Here is a 17,557-nt window from a genome sequence, read left to right on the forward strand (position 1 = left end):
GCAGCCTTTATTTTCGCGGCTCGAACGTGCGCTCGTCGATCACGTTGCCGTTGAGGTCGTAGGTTTTCATCTCGCACTTGTCGGCCGTCACCTCAAAGATGCAGTAGCACAGGCTGGCGTAGAACTTTTTGGAGTACGGGTTGTATTTCTCCGGATTCCTCGCCTGCCCGCGCAGCGGCGCGCCGGCGGCCCCGCTGGTGATCGAGGTGATGCCCTTGTCAGCGGGCAGTTCGCTGCGCTCGTAGTTGTGGTCGTGCCCGACGATCATGGCGGTGGCTTTGTACTTGGCCAGCAGCGGCAGGATGACGTTGCGGCTGGCCAGCATGGGCACTTCCGGGTACTTGGCGTGCGACCCGCTTGTCCATCCGGGGTAGTGCGACATCAGGAAGATAAACTTGGCCTTGGAGTCCTTCAGCACGCCCTCGAGCCACTTGGTATTGTCGTTGTCCGCCGTCCAGGCCTGCGTGCCGTCGATGCCGATCAGCAGCGTCTGTCCGATCTGCTGGTGCCAGTTCTTGGCCCGCCCGTCGCCGCCGGGGGTGTAGAACAATTCCGGATACGCCGGGCAGTTGTTCTCGTGGTTGCCGATCACCGGGTACGTCGGCACGAACGTCATGAGGTTCTTGGCCGGAGCGAAAAACTCGCGGTCCCAGATCTCATCGCTGCCGCCGCTGGTGACCATGTCGCCGCTGAAGAGCATCAGGTCGGGCTTGGACTTGGCGATCGCACCCGCCACGGCCGCCCAACGCTCCACGTGCGTACGGCAGTCGCCGGTGGCGGCAAAGCGGAAGCTCTGCCCGTCGCTGGCCGGAACGGTCACGGTGAACGGACCAGCCGACGCGGACGCCTTGCCCGACGTCGCCACGGCGGTATACGTGAAGCTCTTGGTCCCGGCCGCCAGCGGAATCTGCAGGCGGTGATAGAACCCGCGCTGGCTCGAGGCGGTCGTCTCCTTGCCCGCGTCGCTCTTGGCCGTCACGGTGACAACGGCCGACAGCGTCGTGCGGCAGATCACCGTGAACGAGTCGGGGCTGATCGCCCCCAGCGCCGGACCGGTGCGGATCGCCATCGCCTCGGGCGCCAGCAGTTCCACGCGCGCTGCGATCTTGGCCGCGTCGGTCTTGGCGTCGCCCGCGGCCGTCACCACGATCACGTTCTCGCCCTTGACGAGGTACTTGGCCGGATCGAGGGGAATGGCCGCGTACGAGATCTTGGCGATGGGCCCCTCGACAAGCTTTCCGTTGATCGTGCAGGTCTTCTGCCCTGCCCCCGGCGCCACCGCCAGGCCGCCCACGGCAGAGAGGTCCGCCACGGTGAACACCGCCTTGGCCGTCACGGTGCCCGCCTCGCCGGCGGCCGTCGTCCAGGCAGCGCCGGTCAGGACGTTCTTGGCATCCCCCGACTGACCCTGCGCGGCGGCAGCCAGCATGACGACAGTGATAACAGAGCAGATAAACCACGACAGGGGCTTGTGCATGATCATGACGGAGTCTTCCTTTCGCGTGCGGGGGAATCTTGTCGCAACCTACGATACCAAAATCGCAGTTCGCGAAAAACCCTATCTGCCGCTTGCGGCGTAGCAGTTGTTCGGTGAGCAGAGAAACTGCCAAGCCGCAAGCGGCAAAGATCGTCACTTCTTGATAATCGTGAACGTGCGTATCTCGAACGGCGCCAGGGGGACGCACACCGTCGGACCGCCCAGGTCGGCCAGGTCGTTCCATTCCATCAGGTCGCACTCGACCAGGCGGGCGCCTGCGTCGGTCAGTTGCACCGTCGCCTCGGTGCGACAGCCGCGAGTTTCCACCAGGCGCAGCACGAGGCAGTCTTCCTTTTCCGCTTTCTTGAGCACGGCCAGACTCACGCCCTTGCCGCCTACGTACGCCGGCGGGCGGATGGCGGCCGCACGCTTGCCCGGCAGCACCAGCGGCGGCTGGTTGAGCGCCGCGGCCTGGTCCATCACGTCCGAGTCGATCAGCGCCCCCTCGTGCGGCAGGAGGCTGTAGGTACACTCGTGGCGGCCCTGGTCGGCGTCGGGGTCGGGGTGCGTGGGGCTGCGCAGCAGGTTGAGGTCCAGCACGTTCTCATGCACCTTGTGGCCGTACTTGCAGTCGTTGAGCAGCGCCACGCCGTACTGGTTGTCGGACAGGTCAACCCAGCGCTGGGCGGCGACCTCGAAGCGGGCCATGTCCCAACTGACATTGCGATGCGTGTTGCGCCGCACATATCCGTACTGGATCTCGAACGCCGCCGACTCGGCCTGGACGTTGACGGCAAAGGCCGTCCGCAGCATGCGGTGACGCTCCTGCCAGTCGACGACCGTGACGAAATCCAGCCGCTTGCTGCCGGCAGCAAGATACACGCTCTGTTCGATGCGCGAGCTGCCCACCGCCAGCACGAGGCGAAGCCCCTGGCGCACGGGCCCTGCCCCCAGCGACTCAAGAGCCACCGCTCGCGCCGTCTCGAGAACCTGCTGCTCGTAGAAGATGTCGATGTCCCAGGCGTCCCAGGCGTTGGGCCGGTCTTCGTACAACGTCAGCACGTTGCCCCGCCCGCCGGCGACCAGAATCTCGCGACGGGCGGCCTTGTCGTACGCGGCCACGACCTGCCCCTCGGCCGACAACTCATAACGCACCAGTTCATTCTCAAGCACCAGCCCCTGCGGGCGGCACGGCGCAGCGTCCCCTTTGGCCTTGGTCAACGTGACGATCCCTTGCGGCGCCAACTCCACCGCCGCGACAACTGTGCCGTCCGATTCCTGCTGCACCGCCGCACTGCGGCCGTCCGCATCGGTCAAACCATCCCACCCGGCCGGCAAGACCACGCTCTGCTTCAGCGGCACGTTAAGCGTGTTGACCAGCGTGATGGCTGATTCATCCTTCTCGAACATCGCAGCCGCCGCGTGCGAGGTGATGGTCTGGCACTGCGCCAGCGCGGCCGCGTGCTCGCCCTCGGTCTGCTCGTACACCTTGTGGATGCTCGAGCCGGGAATGATGTCGTGGAACTGGTTCACCAGCAGCGTCTTCCACAGGCCATCCAGCGCCTCGCGCGGATACGGCGCGGGGTGCCATGGCGGCCGTTTCACAGCCGCCATGTCCCTGACCGCGCACGAGCAGAGATACTCCGCCTCGCGCAGCGCCAGCTCGAGCTTGCGATTGCCGCGCTTGGTGCGGCCTTGCGTGGTCAGCGTGCCGCGGTGCAATTCGAGGTACAGCTCGCCCGACCAGACCGGCAGGGCCGAGCGATGCTTTTCAAGACGATCGAAGAACCCCTGCGCCGTGCCGAACTTCACGCGCGGCGCGCCTTCGAGGTCCGCCTGTCGCCGCCCGCGCTCGAGGTGCTCGGCCTTGGGGCCCCCGCCGCCGTCGCCGAATCCGAACAGCACCATCATCTCATCCAGCACGTCGCGCTCGCGGAAGTTCTTCTCAGCCGCGGCCATGCTCTCGGGGCGCAGCGTCGAGTTGTACGTGTTCTCCGGCGGAAAGTGCGTCAGCAGTTCGCTGCCGTCGATCCCGCGCCAGCGGAACGTCGTGTGCGGGAACTTGTTGAACTGGCTCCAGGACATCTTCTGCGTCAGGAAGTAGTCCACGCCCGCTCGCTTCATGATCTGCGGCATCGACGCCGAATAGCCGAACACGTCGGGGATCCACAGATTCCGCACGTCGATGCCCAGTTCATCGCGGAAGAAGTTCTTGCCATGCAGCACCTGGCGCACCATCGACTCGCCGGAGATGATGTTGCAGTCGGCCTCGACCCACATCGCCCCCTGCGCCTCCCAGCGCCCGGCCGCAACGGCGGCTTTGATCTTCTCGTACAGCGCCGGGTAAGTCTGCTTCATCGTCGCGTACAGGTACGCCTGTGAGGCGCCGAAGACATATTCGCCATACCGCTCGATCAGGTCCAGTTGGCTGGAGAACGTGCGGGCGGCCTTGCGCGTGCTCTCGCGCCGCGGCCACAACCACGCGATGTCGATATGCGCATGCCCGACCGCCACGGCAGTGACCGTCGAGGCGCACGCGGGCTGCTCCAGCAGCGTCCGCAGGTGCTCGCGACAGGCGGCGGCGTTGCCCGCGTCGGCGGCGTACAGGTCCACCGCTTCGCTGAGCCCTCGCAAGATCCGCAGCCGCCGCGTGCTGCCCTCGTCCTGCGCCTGGAGCACGCTCAGCAGCAGGTCCATGTCCAGCCACAACCGCCAGAGCTCCGGCTCGAACACGCACAGCCGCATGCGGTTGACCGCGCCCTGATACGTACCGTGGCGCTTGGGGCTGTCGCGCGGCGGGTCGGCCTGGGTGTGGATCCCGAACAGCGCATTGGCCGCGGCCTCGACCCACAACTCGACCTCGTCACCAGGCGCTGCCCGCACTTGGCGTGCCACGCACCGCTCCGTTGTGCGTGTCCCTGATCGTTCAGGTGCAGCAGGCTCACACAGCACCAGCAGCGTCCGCGCACTGTCATCGCCCAGCGGCGCCAGCACGCTGCCGTTGGTCAGTCCTTGCACCGGCACGCCGTCGGCCGAGAACACCAGCGCCTCGCTGTTGAACTCGATCTGCGCCACCACGCACTTGCCCGCCCAGGAGCCCGGGATCGTGCCTTTGAGATGGAACCACGCGCTCTCCCACGTCTTGCCCCAGTTCTGTCCTTCGCTGATGGGCGCATAGGTCAAAGCCAACCGGTCGGCAAACGCCACCGGCTCAACGCTGTGGGCGAACGTCGCCTCCAGCGGCACGCTGTCGGACAGCATCGCCCCGCCCAGGCGGGCGATGAACTGGCGAATCTTCTGCAGATACAACCCCTGGCGCTGCTGATCGATCATTGCGATGGCTCCTGGATGTCCTGGCTGTCGGTCTTCGGCCGTGATCGCGACTGAGCGACCTGGCGGATCTGTGCGTCGAATTCCGGATGCTTGAGGCACAGGTCGCTGAAGTCTCTCTTTGAGAGCTGATAGACATGACAGTACGTCAAGGCGCGGACGCTGGCGTTGCGATTGGCCTCCTGAACCAGAGCCGATTCGCCAAAGGGCGAACCCGCCCCGAGCACGGCCACGCGATCGGCGCCGACGAGCACTTCGACCTCGCCCTCGTCCATGAAGTACATGCAATCGGAGTGGGCGCCCTGGCGGATGATGTAGTCGCCGGGCAGGAAGATCATGGGCTTGAGCATGCCGACGACTTCGCGGACGAACAACTCGTCGGCGCCGCGGAAGAGGGCGGCCTTGTGCAGGATCTGGCGGTTGATGAACAGGGAGATGTCCTGCTGGAGCGTGTGGGGCAGTTCGGCCAGCGCGTCGGACGATCCGCCGCCGCGCCGCGTCTGCCACAGGTAGGCGTAATAATCCTTCACGCGCTGCCGCAGCGTCGGCGGAATGCGGTGTACCCGCATGTAGTCGTCGACCGCCTCCACCTTCTTGAGGAACTTCGCCTTGGCCACGTCGAGGTTGGCGATCAGGCCCGAAATGCTGCCGATGATGTACCCGTACATGCCCACCCCGAGCACCTGCACGACCATCGTATAGATAATCTGCACGTTGCTGTTGCGATCGGGCACGTAGTCGCCGTAACCGATCGTCGCCACCGTCGTCAGGCACCAATAGAGCGAGCGAATGTACGTGTCGACGGGCCCGCGACCACTCTCGGCCGCACCGATCAGAATCCATCCCAGCGCCATGAAGTGGCATATCAGCGTGAACCAGAAAGCGAAGACCGTCAGTCGCATGATCGCGGGGTTGACGTACAGCGAACCGGAAACACCGCCCAGGGCCCGGCGAACCTTGAGAAGCTTCAGCAGGCGCAGCGCCCCAAGGATGGCCGCCGCCCGCATGCCGCCGGCGACCAGTCCGTCGCCGGCCAGCGCAAGCAGCGGAACCGCCGCAATCACATCCACGGCAAACCAGCCCCGCAGATAGGCCTTCATGTCGGGGACCTTGCCGCCGGCAGCCATCGCCGGGGCGCGGCGCCAGAGAAGATCCCCGACCAGGTCCAGGCAGAACAGGGCGGTGAAAAACCAGTACATCGCACTGGGGGCCCCTGTGCCCAGAACGATCTCGTACGAGAGGCTCAACGAAGACGCCCACACCGCGGCCACGAGGATGAGATTCCACACCGTGCCCAGCGCTATGGGGGAGTTCTTCTCTTGCTGCAGGTCGCTCATGCACGACATTATGCGCGAAAGAACCGTCTTTGCCGATACCCCAGATTTCCTGCGGCGTTATAGATCATGGTCGACGATACTTTACGGCGACGCCACAGAGGACTGACGATGACCAAGACCATACGCATCAATCCCGACGATCGCACGATCTTGACAGGCTATTTCGCCCGCGTCGTCGGGCCGGTCGCCTCGGCCTGGACGAGCCCGGGCTCCCGCGGGTTCTGGCAGGGCTGGACCGGACCCGATCAGGGCTTCGACTGGACGATCAACGTCCCCCGCGCCGGCCGCTACGCCATTGACGTGCTCGCCGAGGGCGGACCGCAGCGCCCGACGGTTGAAGTGACGGCCGCCGGCAAGACGTTCCCCGTGCGCCTCGGGCCGTACTGGGACCGCATCAGCGCCGGCGAGGTCGCCCTGCCCGCCGGGCGCAGCACGATCTCGCTGCGATCGACCGGCGAAACACAGCCGCTGAAGTTCATCTCGCTGGAACTGGTGCGCCCCGGCGTGGCGCGGCGCATCGAGACCGATGCGATGTCGCTGCGGGCCGACACATCCTGGATGGTCGACAAGACGTACGGCCTCATGTTCCACTGGGTCGGCGGCACGTACCCGCGCCGCGGGCCAAGCAAGCCCTATCGCCAGGCCGTCAACGACTTCCCGGTCAAGAAGTTTGCCGACACCGTCGCCTCGATGGGCGCCGGCTGGGTCTACGTCTGCACCACGCATGCGATCTATCACTGGCCCGGGCCTAACTCGGCGATCGACGCGATCCTCCGCGGCCGCACGTGCAAACGCGACCTGATCGGCGAACTCGCCCAGGCCCTGACCGACCGCGGCGTGCGCCTGGGGCTGTACTATCATCCCGGCCACGACGATAAGCCCTGGTGGAACCGCGTGGGGTTCGATACGGCCGGGCGCGAGACGTTCTTCCGCACGTGGAAGAGGGTGATCGAAGACGCCGGGCGGCGGTACGGAGAGCTGCTGGCGGGCTGGTGGTTTGACGACGGGATGCACAGTTACTACCACGCCGCCCCGCCGTGGAAAGACCTGCTGATCGCCGCCCGCGCGGGCAACCCGCAGCGCGTGGTGCTCTGGAACGCGTGGCTGGCGCCGAAGGTGACGTGGTACACCGACACGTCGAGTTGGGAGTCGTGGCTGACCAGCGACTTGATCTCCGGCGGCGGCAATCTGCCCGTCGGCGGCGACGGCCGCTTCATCGCCGGCCCGCAAAAAGGCCTGCAGGCGCACCTGACCACATTGATCCACCAAAGCTGGGGCCATCACAAACCCAACACGCCCATCAGCAAGTGCCAGTACACCACCGAGCAGTTGATCAAGTGGCTCCAAGAAGTCCGCAGCCGCAAGGCCGTCGTCTCGCTCAACCTCGAAATCTACCAGGACGGCAAGCTAGGCCCTGCCGACATCCGCCGCTTCCGCCAGATCCGCGCGGCGCTGGATAAGAGCCACAGAGGAAGCTGAGGGAGCAGAGGCTCGCGATACCGGGAGAAGCTACACACCGTCTCCTCGAATCTCCGCGGTTTCAGGTTTCGTCTGATGGAATGGAGGCGAGCGCGACGATTATTGGCAGCTCGCGATCCTCGTGTTCCACTCTCAGATAGAGGTTTCTTTCTTTCCAAACCGCAATCTTAATTCCGATGGCCCATTCGGGGAAATCGTCTGCACCAACCTCAAATGCTTGCGGTTCTGCCCCGACAGCAGAACTAACCTGGCGACTCAACGATTGGAATGCAGCCTCATATTCCGGGTATATTCGCTCACTCAAGTCGTAGTTCTTTGCATCATAAAAATCATTTGAGACAACAAAGTAGATTTCTTTCTCGTTGCCGGAGGTTATCTCACGGATGCAATCCGGGATACCTCGCGGCTCCACGAATTGACAATGTGGTAGTGCTTTTTCCATTCTCCGCTGCTCTGCTTATCTAAGCCCGCTACAGCTTCACTACCGCCACGCCGAATCTTGGCAGTTCGATGGACTTTTTCGTCATCGCTCCGGTCAGCAGTTCTTTTTTGCCGGCGGGCACGAAGACGATCTTGGACTCTTCGGTGTAGTTCATCAGGAACAGCAGCTTCTTGCCGGCGCCTTCGCGGATGGAGGCTTCCACGCCCGGCGGCGGGGTGACGACCGGGCGGATCTTTGCGTCAGCCAGCAGAGCGGCGATTAACTTCACGTAGAACTCGGGCTCTTTCACCACCGTGCCGCAGTACCAGCCGATGCCCTTGCCGTAAACGTTGCGAGTGACGGCCGCAAACTTCTTCATGTGCCACGGCTCATAGCCCACCAACGTCTCGGCGCCCTTGGCGGTCACCCAGTCGGCGCCTTGCGTGGCAGTGAAGGCCCCGGCCAGGAGGTCGTCCGTGCCGGTCATCGCATACCCTTCGGGAAGCGTGCTTTCGTACTCTTCGATCTCGATGCCCAGCGCGGCGCTGAGCAGGCCCGGCAGCGTGCGCGCGTGGCAGAGGCTCGTCTCGTCCTTGACGCCGGTTCGGATGTCGCAGCAGAACACGCCGCCGGCTTTGACGAACGCGTCGACCTGCTTGGCCGCCGCGTCGGGCATGACGTACCAGTCCGGCGCGAAGACCAGCTTGTAGGGCGTCAGGTCGTCGCCAGGTTGGATGATGTCGGCATTGACGCCGGCCGCAAGCAGCGCGTTGTAGTACCGCTTGACGGCGGCCATGTAGCTGTTGCCGCTGAAACCCGGCTGCATGTCGACGGCCCAGCGGCTGTCGTAGCTGTAGATGAAGGCGACCTTGGGCTTGACGGTCGTGCCGGCCAGGTGCTTCTCGATCTTGCGCAGCTCGCGGGCGATGGCGGCCGTCTCGCGGTATCGCCGCAGCGGCTTGCCGTCATGGCCGAGAATGCCGTGCCAGTACTGCTCGCGCCCGGCTGTGCACGCCCGCCAGCGGAACCAGATGTACCCCTCGCAGCCATGGGCAAACTGCTGGAACGCCCAGGTCTGCATCTCGCCGGGGCGCGGGGCGCGCCCGTACGTGCCCCAGCCGTGCGGGCCGGAACTGGTCTCCATGATCCAGAAGTTCTTCTTCTTGCAGCCGCGCATGAGGTCGGCCGCCAGGGCGGGCCCGTCAGCCATCCCGCCGCCGTAGAACAGCGGATAGCTGTCCCAACTGACGTGGTCGAGGTCTTCGCTGAGCTGGAAGTAGTTCAGCCCGCCGTAGCCGTAGCCCATGAGGTTGTGCGTGATGAAGTGCTTGGGGCAAACCTCGCGCAGGATCTGCACCTGGTCGCGCTGGAAGCGCACGTTCTGCCAGGTGTAGAACCGCTTCCATTCCAGGCCCAGGCTGGGGTTGTGCGACCCGTCGGCGGCGGGCAGCTCGATCTCTTCCCACGTCTTGACGTAGTGGCCCCAGAAGTGCTTGCCCATCGCCTTGTTGAAGGCGTCGATGGTGCCGTAGCGGCTGCGCAGGAAGTCCTGGAAGTCGCGCCGGCACGAATGGCACCAGCAGACCGTGCCGCCGAACTCGTTGTCGGTCTGCCAGCCGATGACGTTGGGGTGTGCGGCGTAATGCTCGGCCATCGCACGCGTGATGCGCTGCGACATCAGGCGGAACGTGCCGCTGGAATAGCACTGGTCCTTGCGGACGCCCCACTCGACGCGGGCCGCCCCGGGCCCGCCCTGGGCCATCACCTCGGGATACTTTTCCTTCATCCACGCCGGCACGATGGCCGTGGGCGTGCAGAGGATCGCCGAGACGCCGTTCTTGCCCAGCACCTCCAGCGACTCGTCGAGCCAGGCGAAGTCGTAGCGCCCTTCCTCGGGCTCCATCATCACCCAGGCGAACTCCGCCAGGCGCGTAACGTTGAAGCCGGCCTTCTTCATCAGGCCCGCATCGATTGGCCAGCGTTTCTTGTCCCAGTGCTCGGGGTAATAGTCGGCGCCGATGTACATGGTCGTCTCCTTAGCAAGGCCAAGAGCATACAAGGGGCATCGCCAATTTCCAATTTCCAATTGCTCATTGCCTCTAACCTCGGCCGCGCCGCATGTGGAGTGCGGCGGCAGCAGCCGCCGCTTTCGATGTTGTTGCGGGCGCGAGCATCCCAGAAACAGCCAAAGCGGCAGCTAAGGCTGCCGCACTCCATAAGGAACGTTCGCGGGCGCGGGGGGTTTCAAAGCCTATGAAAACTGCAATGATATCATTGGCTTTAAATCTTGTATTGGCCGCCGGGGCGGGCGCGGCGGAGATTTGCGTCAGCCCCGCCGGCAACGACGCCAACGCCGGCACGAAGGATAAACCCCTCGCCACGCCGACGGCCGCTCGCGATGCGGTGCGGAAACTCATCGCGGCCGGGCTTAAGGAGAACATCACCGTCCTGATTGCGCCGGGCGTGTACTACCTGCCGCAGGGGCTGGCGCTGGAATCCGCCGACAGCGGCAGCGAGGCCTTCAGCGTCACCTACGCCGGTGCCGACGAAGCCCACGCGCCGGTGCTCCTCGGCGGCGGGCCGGTCACGAACCTCAAACCGTACAAGGACAAGATCTGGATCGGCGACCTGCCGCAAGGCGCGCAGCCGAAAGTCGCCACCGAGAACAACCAGTGGCTCACGCTCGCTCGCGACCCCAACGACGGCTACCACCGCACGCAGGCGGCTTCGGGCGAAAAAGCCTTCATCTACAAGGGTGACCTCTTTGGCGCCATGGCCGGGCAGGATGTTTCCAGCGGCTGGGTGAATGTCTGGCCGGGGCAGGGATGGTTCAATCACGTCTGGCAGATCACCGCGCTGGACCCCAAGACCCGCAGCGTCGGCTTCGTGCGCACCAGCGGCATGGGCGGGCCGGTCGCGGCCAACAACCGCTTCTACCTCATGAACCTGCTGGGCCTGCTCGACAAGAGCGGCGAGTGCGTGATCGACGTCGCCGCGGGCAAGTTCTACGTCTGGCCGGGCCGGGGCGAGGCGGCAGAGAACGCTTACGCCGTCGTCACGGCAGAGAACGTCCTCAGCATACGCGGGCGCGACGATGCGCCCGTGCGCAACGTCCACCTGCGCAACCTGGACCTGAGCGTGGCCGCCGGCGAGGCGGTCTTCATCACCAACGCCCAGGACTGCTCGATCCGCGCCTGCCGCATCGCCAACTGCTGGGGCCAGGGCGTTTCGGTCTGGCAGGCCAATCGCCGCATCACCATCGCCGACAGCGAGATCGCCTTCACCGGCGACCGCGGCGTGCATCTGCGCGGGGCCAATTGGAAAGGGCCGGACATCAGCAGCCATCACGTGGTGGAGAACTGCCACATCCATCACGTCGGTCGCGTGGTGCATACGTCGGCCGGCGTGCAGATCTTCCAGAGCGGGCACAACCGCGTCGTACACAACCACATCCACGACAGCCCGCGCTACGGCGCGAGCATCAAGGGCCTGGCGCTGCGGTCGATGAACGAGAGCGACCAGACCAAGGCCCGGCGGTTTGAATTGCTGCACGCCCGCAACAACGTGCTGGCGTACAACCACATTCACCACGTCTGCCTCGACAGCGAAGACTGCGGCGCGATGGAGAGCTGGGGGCCGGGCAAGGACAACGTCTATGATCACAACCTGATCCACGACGTTGGCACGGGGCACGTGCTGCTGATCTGCGGGATCTATCTCGACGATTCGTCGAACTATTTCACCGTCACCAACAACGTCGTCTACGCCGTCAACGGGTCGGGGCACATTCAGCAGATCTACGCCAAGGGCATCCACAACACGATCGAGAACAATATTTTCGTCGCCGGCCGCACGGGCTCGGCCATCCGCTCCAAGAGTTCGGGCGAGGTCGGCTTCCACACGTACCGCCGCAACATCATCTGGTTCGACCAGCCGGACGGCCCGCTGTTTCAGTTCGACGACTGGGACAAAGACCGCATCACCGAGTGCGATTACAACCTGTACTTCAACATCTCCGGCAAGCTGCGCATCGCGGGGCGGACGTCGTACCGCGGCCCCTTCCCCGGCACGTGGACGCAGGCGTACGACAAGCACAGCGTGGTGGCCGATCCGAAGTTCGTCGACGTGTCAAAGCGGGACTACCGCCTGCAGGACGATTCGCCGGCGCTGAAGCTGGGGATCAAGTCCGTCGACGTGCGCAGCGCCGGATTGACCGACAAGTTTCCCAAGCGATTGGCACGCGAATAGGGTGGCATGGCGACACGCGTTTCTGTTTCACGCGGGTCGCCATGGACGGCTGTGGACGCGCCCCGTGCCTCATGGCGACCCCGGTAAAACTGGTGTCGCCATGCCACCCGCCGCGGGAGTAGTGAAGGGTGCCGTGGCGGGCAGGCCCGAAGGGCCAACAGCCACGATCCCTGATCTTCCGGCCCGTCGTGGCTGTCGGCCTGAAGGCCTCCCGCCACGGCACCCGCTCGTTCTCGTCCTCGTCGTCGTCCTCGTCGTCGGTTTTCTCTTCTCGGACTACCGCTTGGGAATCATTCCTACTGATCCCTGCACGGGGTAAGGACACGTGCAACCGCTGGACGCCTCGGGCATCAGCACCATGCCGCCGGCGGGGATGATGTTGATCCAGCAGCCCGGGCGCGTCGCCGTGGTCAGGTGCTCGCTGGCCGGCGTCGAGAGGTCCGTCATCTGCGGGTACCCGCCGCGATTGAACACCTGCTTGGCCGAAGCGGAAACCGCTCCGCAGCCGCCGCCGTTGCGCCCCCACTGCCAGTTGGGCACGGCCTTGCCCGTCTTGAGCTCGTACTGCACCGCGGGGATGAACAGCCGCTCGCCGACGATGACCGCGCGGTAAGCGTTTTCGCCGTGGCTGCCGTCGGCGGCCTTGGCGCCCGGGCCGGTGTGCTCCATCTTCCACAGCCGATTGCCGCTGGCGGCGTCGAAGGCCTGCAGGTCGTACTTCAGCATCCCGCGCTTGCCGCCGGCGACGGTGCGCGAGTCGGTGGTGACGACCACGCCCCCGGCGACGCTGAGGAACAGCATGTGCTGGGCGGCTTCGAGGTCGGCCTTCTGGCGGTAGACCACCTTGCCGTCGCGCACATCCAGCGCCACCAACACGCCCCCGCCGCTCATCAGCACGGGCAGGGGCACGCGGCCGGCCGCGTCTTCGCGCGACTTGGGATTCGTGCTCTCGATGAAGTACATCCGCCCATCCGCCACGGCGATGGTCGAGTTGACGATCATGCCCTCCTGCGGGCGGTAGGTCCACAGGCGCGTGCCGCTATGGCGATCGACGGCGAAGACGTTCTCGCTGCAGACCATGGGCGAGAGCGGGTTATACGAAAACTGCCAGGTGCTCTGGCCGATCTCGCGCCGATGCGCCCCGGGGCGGCACAGGCTGCCAAAGAGGGCGTCGCCCACGGTGGCCACATAGCCCCACTCGCAGGCCTTGCCGCCGATGTCGGCGTTGACGGTCAACTTTTTCTGGCCCGTCCGCACGTCGTAGGCCTCACACGCCCCGCCGGCGGCGATATAGAGCAGGTCTTCCGCCACGGCCATATTGCCGCAGGCTTTGCTGGTGTCCAGGCGCACGGAATTGGGCAGGGCGTGTTCCCAGAGCATCGCGCCGTTGTACGAGTCGACGCAGGCCAGGTAGTCGTAGCCGCTGACGAACAGCCGTCCGTCGCGATACAGCGGGGCGGCGGCGCGGTTGTGCCGGTCGGCCATCGTCCGCGGACCCGGCAGGCCAAACCACTGGACCGTCATGCCCGCCCCGACCAGCGTCTCGCCGCTGCAGGTGCTGTTGCCCGCGTCGGCGTAGCAGTGCGTCCATTGGCCCGCGCCTTCCAGCGGGCCGCGAATGACGGCTTTGCCCGCCTCGGTCACCGTCACGCCGCCGCAGGGGCGGGTGACGCGCTGCGCCTCGGCCTGGAAAGCCGCCGGCGCGTTGAGCACGAGATTGAAAAGGTAGTCGCTGTAGGGCAGCGCGTCGGCCTTGGCCTCATGCACGCTCACGCGGCCGCTCATGCCGCGGGCGTCCACAACCTTTCTCGCCGCGGCGGCGGCCGGGGCATCGGCGGCGGTCATCACCACCTGCATCTTCGACTGTCGCGCGACTTCGCACGCCAGTTCGGCCGGCCCGCCGATCACCAGCGCGTAGCCTTTGTCGGTCTGGGCCTTGGCCAGGGCGTCCTTGGCGAGGGCGGCGAACTTCTCGTCAGACGCGGCAGCCTTGGGCGCCGCGGCCTGGACTACCGTGCCCGCGCCGCTGCCGGGGGCGAAGCAGTAGATCTTGCCTGCATCGGTGCTGACCAGGAGCTTGCCGCCAGCCACCGCCAGCGACCAGGCTTTGCCCTCGACCTTGAGCGTCCAGATCTTGTTCTTTGCCTTGAAGGCCGCCACCTCGCCGTCGCCGCCGGCGATGCGGATTTCGTCGGTGCCGATGAAGCAGTACGGATATGCCGCCGCACAGGGCTCGTGCTTGAGGATCGAACCGGCCGCCGGCGTGGCGACCGTGTCGACCGCGCCGCCGGCCGTGCGACCCGCCGGGGCGAACACCTGCGTCCCCTGCAGGCGCAGATATCCCTGGGCCGCCACCGCGACGGACTTCGAGGAGAGCTTCTTGCCGCTGGCGATGTCCGCCGTCACCACATAAACGCCGCCGCCCTGGTTGGGAAAGAGCCCCGCGCAGAAATACGCCACGTTGCCGCTGACGAGCACGCTGGTGCGCACCGGCCAGAGACTGATGATGCGCCCGTTGCCGGCGATGCGCCGGTCCTGGTCGGTCGCGCGGAGCTTCCAGATCAGCGTTCCATCGGCGGCCTTGAGTGCGTACGCGCAGCCGTCGTCGCTGGCGAAGAGCACCTTGTCGCCAACGACCGTCGGCGCCAGGCGCACGGGGCCTTCCGTGGCGAACGCCCACAACTCTTTGCCGGTGGCGGCGTCGAGGCAGCGGACGTTGTCGTCGGCCGATGAGCCGAAGAACACGCGCCCGCCGGCGGAGACCACCTGGAACGCGCGGTCGTACGGACAGTCGGGGGCGAGGTTCTTCTTGGAATGAAAGACGTCATCCTTGGCCGGGTCCGGCCAGGCCGGCGCGGGGGGCATCGCGGCGGTGTACACCCACTGCAGGGCAAGGGGCCCGGGAAGCTTGTCGGTCGATTCGCCCGTTCGGGCGGCATCGTGCATGTACGTGGGCCAATCCTCAGCCTGCAGAGGCAGGGCGTTTACAAGCAGAGCGACCAGCACCGCGGGCAAGAACTTCTGAACCATCTCCAGTCCTTTCGAAAAGCCCCCCAGCGATTATACAGGTATTGAACCACAGACGACATGGCAGCGACCGCGGAGGTTTGGGCGCGGACTATCTGCGTTACTGTTCCTGTTCTTTGTTGTTTAATTGTTTTGTCGTTTGTTTCGGATTTGTCTTTTCGTATTTCGAATTTGCTGGAGCAGATATGTCCCCCCTGAATCTCTATGTCTCGCCGACGGGCAGCGACCGCAACTGCGGCAGCGAAGCCGAACCTTTCCGCACGCCCGAGGCCGCCCGCGACGCCCTGCGCAGGAAGAAGAACCGCGCTGGTGCGGTGGTGTATCTGCGCGGGGGCATCTATGAGCTCAACAAAAGCTTCACGCTCGACCGCCGCGACGGCGGCAGCGCCAAATCGCCCATCACGTGGCGGTCGTACCCCGGCGAGCAGGCGCGATTCGTCGGCGGGCGAAAGCTGCCCGGCGACATGTTCAAGCCGGTTACCAGCAAGGCGATTCTCTCGCGCATCATCAGCAAGGCCGCCCGCCGCAAGGTCGTGCAGATCGACCTGCGCAAGTGCGGCATTACGGACTTCGGCGAGTTAGCAGTGCGGGGCTTCGGCGGCGGCTGCAAGGCGGCGCACCTGGAGCTGTTCTTCAACGGCCTGCCCATGCAGCTCGCGCGCTATCCCAACGACGGCTACCTGCGGATCTCCGGCGTCGAGTCCAAAACCACCTTCAAGACCCGAGGCCGCCGCATGGCGCTGTGGTCCAAGGCCGAAGACCTCTGGCTGCACGGCAACTGGGACTACATCTGGGCCGACCTGTACGTGCCGGTGGCTGGCCTCGATGCAAAGAAGCGCACGATCACCGTCGCCCGCGAGCAGGAGATGAAGAAAGGCCGCCCGTTTTACGCCGTCAACCTGCTCGAAGAGATCGACGCCCCCGGCGAGTGGTACCTCGACCGCAAGAGCGGCCTGCTGTACTTCTGGCCGCCTGCTGACCCGCGCAAGGCGGATGTTGTCGTTTCGGTGCTGAAGGAGGAACTGCTGCGCGTCGAGGGCGCGGCGCACCTGCGATTTGAGGACCTGACCTTCGAGGTCGGCCGGGCGAACCTGGTCAGGGTGCAAAAGGGCGACGACGTGGTCTTCACCCGCTGCACGATCAAGAACGCCGGCATCGAGGGCGGGTCGATCCACGGCCGCGGCTGCGGGCTGACCGAGTGCGAAGTCGCCTGGTGCGGTAACGCGGGCATTTCGCTGCACGGCGGCGACCGGCCCAAGCTCATCCGCGGCGACAACTTCGTGACCCACTGCCGCATGCACCACTTCGGGCGCTGGTGCAAGACGTACACGCCTGCCGTGGCGTTCGAGGGCGTCGGGCATACCGTCGCGCACAACGAGTTCAGCGAAGGCCCGCACGCGGCGGTGCTGTTCGGCGGCAACGACCACCGCGTCGAGTACAACCACATTCATCACGTGGGGCAGTACGCCAGCAACGGCGGGGCGATCTACATCGGCCTGGGCTGGGACCAGCGGGGCAACCTGATCCGCTACAACTACCTGCACGACCTGAAGGGGCGCATCCCCGGCGGCGAGTACGGGATCATGGCGATTTATCTCGACGACTGCAACAGCGGCAACACGGTGCATGGCAATATCGTCTCCGACGTGGTGGGCTTCGGCCTGCTGATGGGCGGCGGGCGCGACAACATCATCACCAACAACATCTTCGTCCGCTGCGGCGAGGCGTTCGGCGCCGACAGCCGCGGCCTCGAGCGGATCATCGACGAGACCAACAGCCACTGGAACCTGCTGCGGTGGATGAAGGGCAATGGCATCAATCATAAGACCGAGCCGTGGGCGAGCGCCTACCCCAAGCTGGCGCGAATCCCCGACTCGTGGGAAGAAATCCAGAAAGGCCGCTGGCGCTACCCCGAGGGCTGCGTGTTCTCGCGCAACCTCGGATGGGACAACAAGAAGTTCATCCACACCGAGAACAGCGGCGGCACCGGCACGCTCAAGGCCTTCGCCCAGGTCAAGGACAACATCGAGAACGCGGATCCGTGCTTCGTCGATCAAGCCGGCGGCAACGTCGCCCTGCGCGACGACAGCCCGGCCTGGAAGATCAAAGGCTTCAAGCGCATCCCGGTGGAAAAAATCGGCCCGCAGACTGGAAAAGAGCCGCGCGTGGGGTGAATCAGCGGCCGAGCTCTTGCCGGGCATAGCTCGCGGAGCGGAGAAGGATGCTCGCATACACCTG

Annotated in this window: 9 protein-coding genes; 3 read left to right on the plus strand and 6 right to left on the minus strand. The window is 65.4% G+C overall.

Going from position 1 to position 17,557, the window contains the following annotated elements; all coding sequences use genetic code 11:
• Positions 1-7: 7 nt before the first annotated feature.
• From ABFD92_01655 to ABFD92_01665, 3 genes are all read right to left on the minus strand, one after another.
• On the minus strand, positions 8-1,483 hold the full coding sequence (locus tag ABFD92_01655) for a metallophosphoesterase family protein (protein ID MEN6503220.1): 1,476 nt from the start codon (positions 1,481-1,483) through the stop codon (positions 8-10).
• Between the two features lie 147 nt (positions 1,484-1,630).
• Positions 1,631-4,810: a glycoside hydrolase family 38 C-terminal domain-containing protein gene (locus tag ABFD92_01660; GenBank protein MEN6503221.1), complete on the minus strand. Its 3,180-nt coding sequence runs from the start codon at positions 4,808-4,810 to the stop codon at positions 1,631-1,633.
• On the minus strand, positions 4,807-6,144 hold the full coding sequence (locus ABFD92_01665; protein MEN6503222.1) for a cyclic nucleotide-binding domain-containing protein: 1,338 nt from the start codon (positions 6,142-6,144) through the stop codon (positions 4,807-4,809). The genes ABFD92_01660 and ABFD92_01665 overlap by 4 nt, the downstream gene beginning before the upstream one ends.
• A gap of 108 nt (positions 6,145-6,252) precedes the next feature.
• On the opposite strand from ABFD92_01665, the gene ABFD92_01670 reads away from it, so the two are divergent.
• The gene (locus ABFD92_01670; GenBank protein ID MEN6503223.1) at positions 6,253-7,623 is read left to right on the plus strand and encodes an alpha-L-fucosidase; all 1,371 of its coding nucleotides are present in this window, start codon (positions 6,253-6,255) and stop codon (positions 7,621-7,623) included.
• A 61-nt stretch (positions 7,624-7,684) separates the two neighbouring features.
• On the opposite strand, the gene ABFD92_01675 is transcribed toward ABFD92_01670, so the two are convergent.
• Both ABFD92_01675 and ABFD92_01680 read right to left on the minus strand, forming a co-directional pair.
• Positions 7,685-8,065 carry a hypothetical protein gene (locus tag ABFD92_01675; protein MEN6503224.1) on the minus strand — a complete coding sequence of 127 codons (381 nt, stop codon included), beginning with the start codon at positions 8,063-8,065 and terminating at the stop codon, positions 7,685-7,687.
• A 28-nt stretch (positions 8,066-8,093) separates the two neighbouring features.
• The gene (locus ABFD92_01680) at positions 8,094-10,070 is read right to left on the minus strand and encodes a beta-galactosidase (protein ID MEN6503225.1); all 1,977 of its coding nucleotides are present in this window, start codon (positions 10,068-10,070) and stop codon (positions 8,094-8,096) included.
• Positions 10,071-10,309: 239 nt separating this feature from the next.
• On the opposite strand from ABFD92_01680, the gene ABFD92_01685 reads away from it, so the two are divergent.
• Positions 10,310-12,292, plus strand: a complete 1,983-nt coding sequence (locus tag ABFD92_01685; protein MEN6503226.1) for a right-handed parallel beta-helix repeat-containing protein — start codon at positions 10,310-10,312, stop codon at positions 12,290-12,292.
• 276 nt (positions 12,293-12,568) lie between these two features.
• Here the strand turns inward: ABFD92_01685 and ABFD92_01690 are convergent, their stop codons facing one another.
• On the minus strand, positions 12,569-15,322 hold the full coding sequence (locus ABFD92_01690) for a PQQ-binding-like beta-propeller repeat protein (protein MEN6503227.1): 2,754 nt from the start codon (positions 15,320-15,322) through the stop codon (positions 12,569-12,571).
• 182 nt (positions 15,323-15,504) lie between these two features.
• Between ABFD92_01690 and ABFD92_01695 the strand changes: the two genes are divergently transcribed.
• Positions 15,505-17,493 carry a right-handed parallel beta-helix repeat-containing protein gene (locus ABFD92_01695; protein MEN6503228.1) on the plus strand — a complete coding sequence of 663 codons (1,989 nt, stop codon included), beginning with the start codon at positions 15,505-15,507 and terminating at the stop codon, positions 17,491-17,493.
• Positions 17,494-17,557: the final 64 nt, after the last annotated feature.

The organism is Planctomycetaceae bacterium, from assembly GCA_039680605.1.
Classification (GTDB): domain Bacteria; phylum Planctomycetota; class Phycisphaerae; order SM23-33; family SM23-33; genus JAJFUU01.

Coding starts and splice junctions, on each gene's coding strand:
- ABFD92_01655 (MEN6503220.1), bottom strand. CDS start 1,483: ATGATCATGCACAAGCCCCTGTCGTGGTTTATCTGCTCTGTTATCACT.
- ABFD92_01660 (MEN6503221.1), bottom strand. CDS start 4,810: ATGATCGATCAGCAGCGCCAGGGGTTGTATCTGCAGAAGATTCGCCAG.
- ABFD92_01665 (MEN6503222.1), bottom strand. CDS start 6,144: ATGAGCGACCTGCAGCAAGAGAAGAACTCCCCCATAGCGCTGGGCACG.
- ABFD92_01670 (MEN6503223.1), top strand. CDS start 6,253: ATGACCAAGACCATACGCATCAATCCCGACGATCGCACGATCTTGACA.
- ABFD92_01675 (MEN6503224.1), bottom strand. CDS start 8,065: ATGGAAAAAGCACTACCACATTGTCAATTCGTGGAGCCGCGAGGTATC.
- ABFD92_01680 (MEN6503225.1), bottom strand. CDS start 10,070: ATGTACATCGGCGCCGACTATTACCCCGAGCACTGGGACAAGAAACGC.
- ABFD92_01685 (MEN6503226.1), top strand. CDS start 10,310: ATGATATCATTGGCTTTAAATCTTGTATTGGCCGCCGGGGCGGGCGCG.
- ABFD92_01690 (MEN6503227.1), bottom strand. CDS start 15,322: ATGGTTCAGAAGTTCTTGCCCGCGGTGCTGGTCGCTCTGCTTGTAAAC.
- ABFD92_01695 (MEN6503228.1), top strand. CDS start 15,505: ATGTCCCCCCTGAATCTCTATGTCTCGCCGACGGGCAGCGACCGCAAC.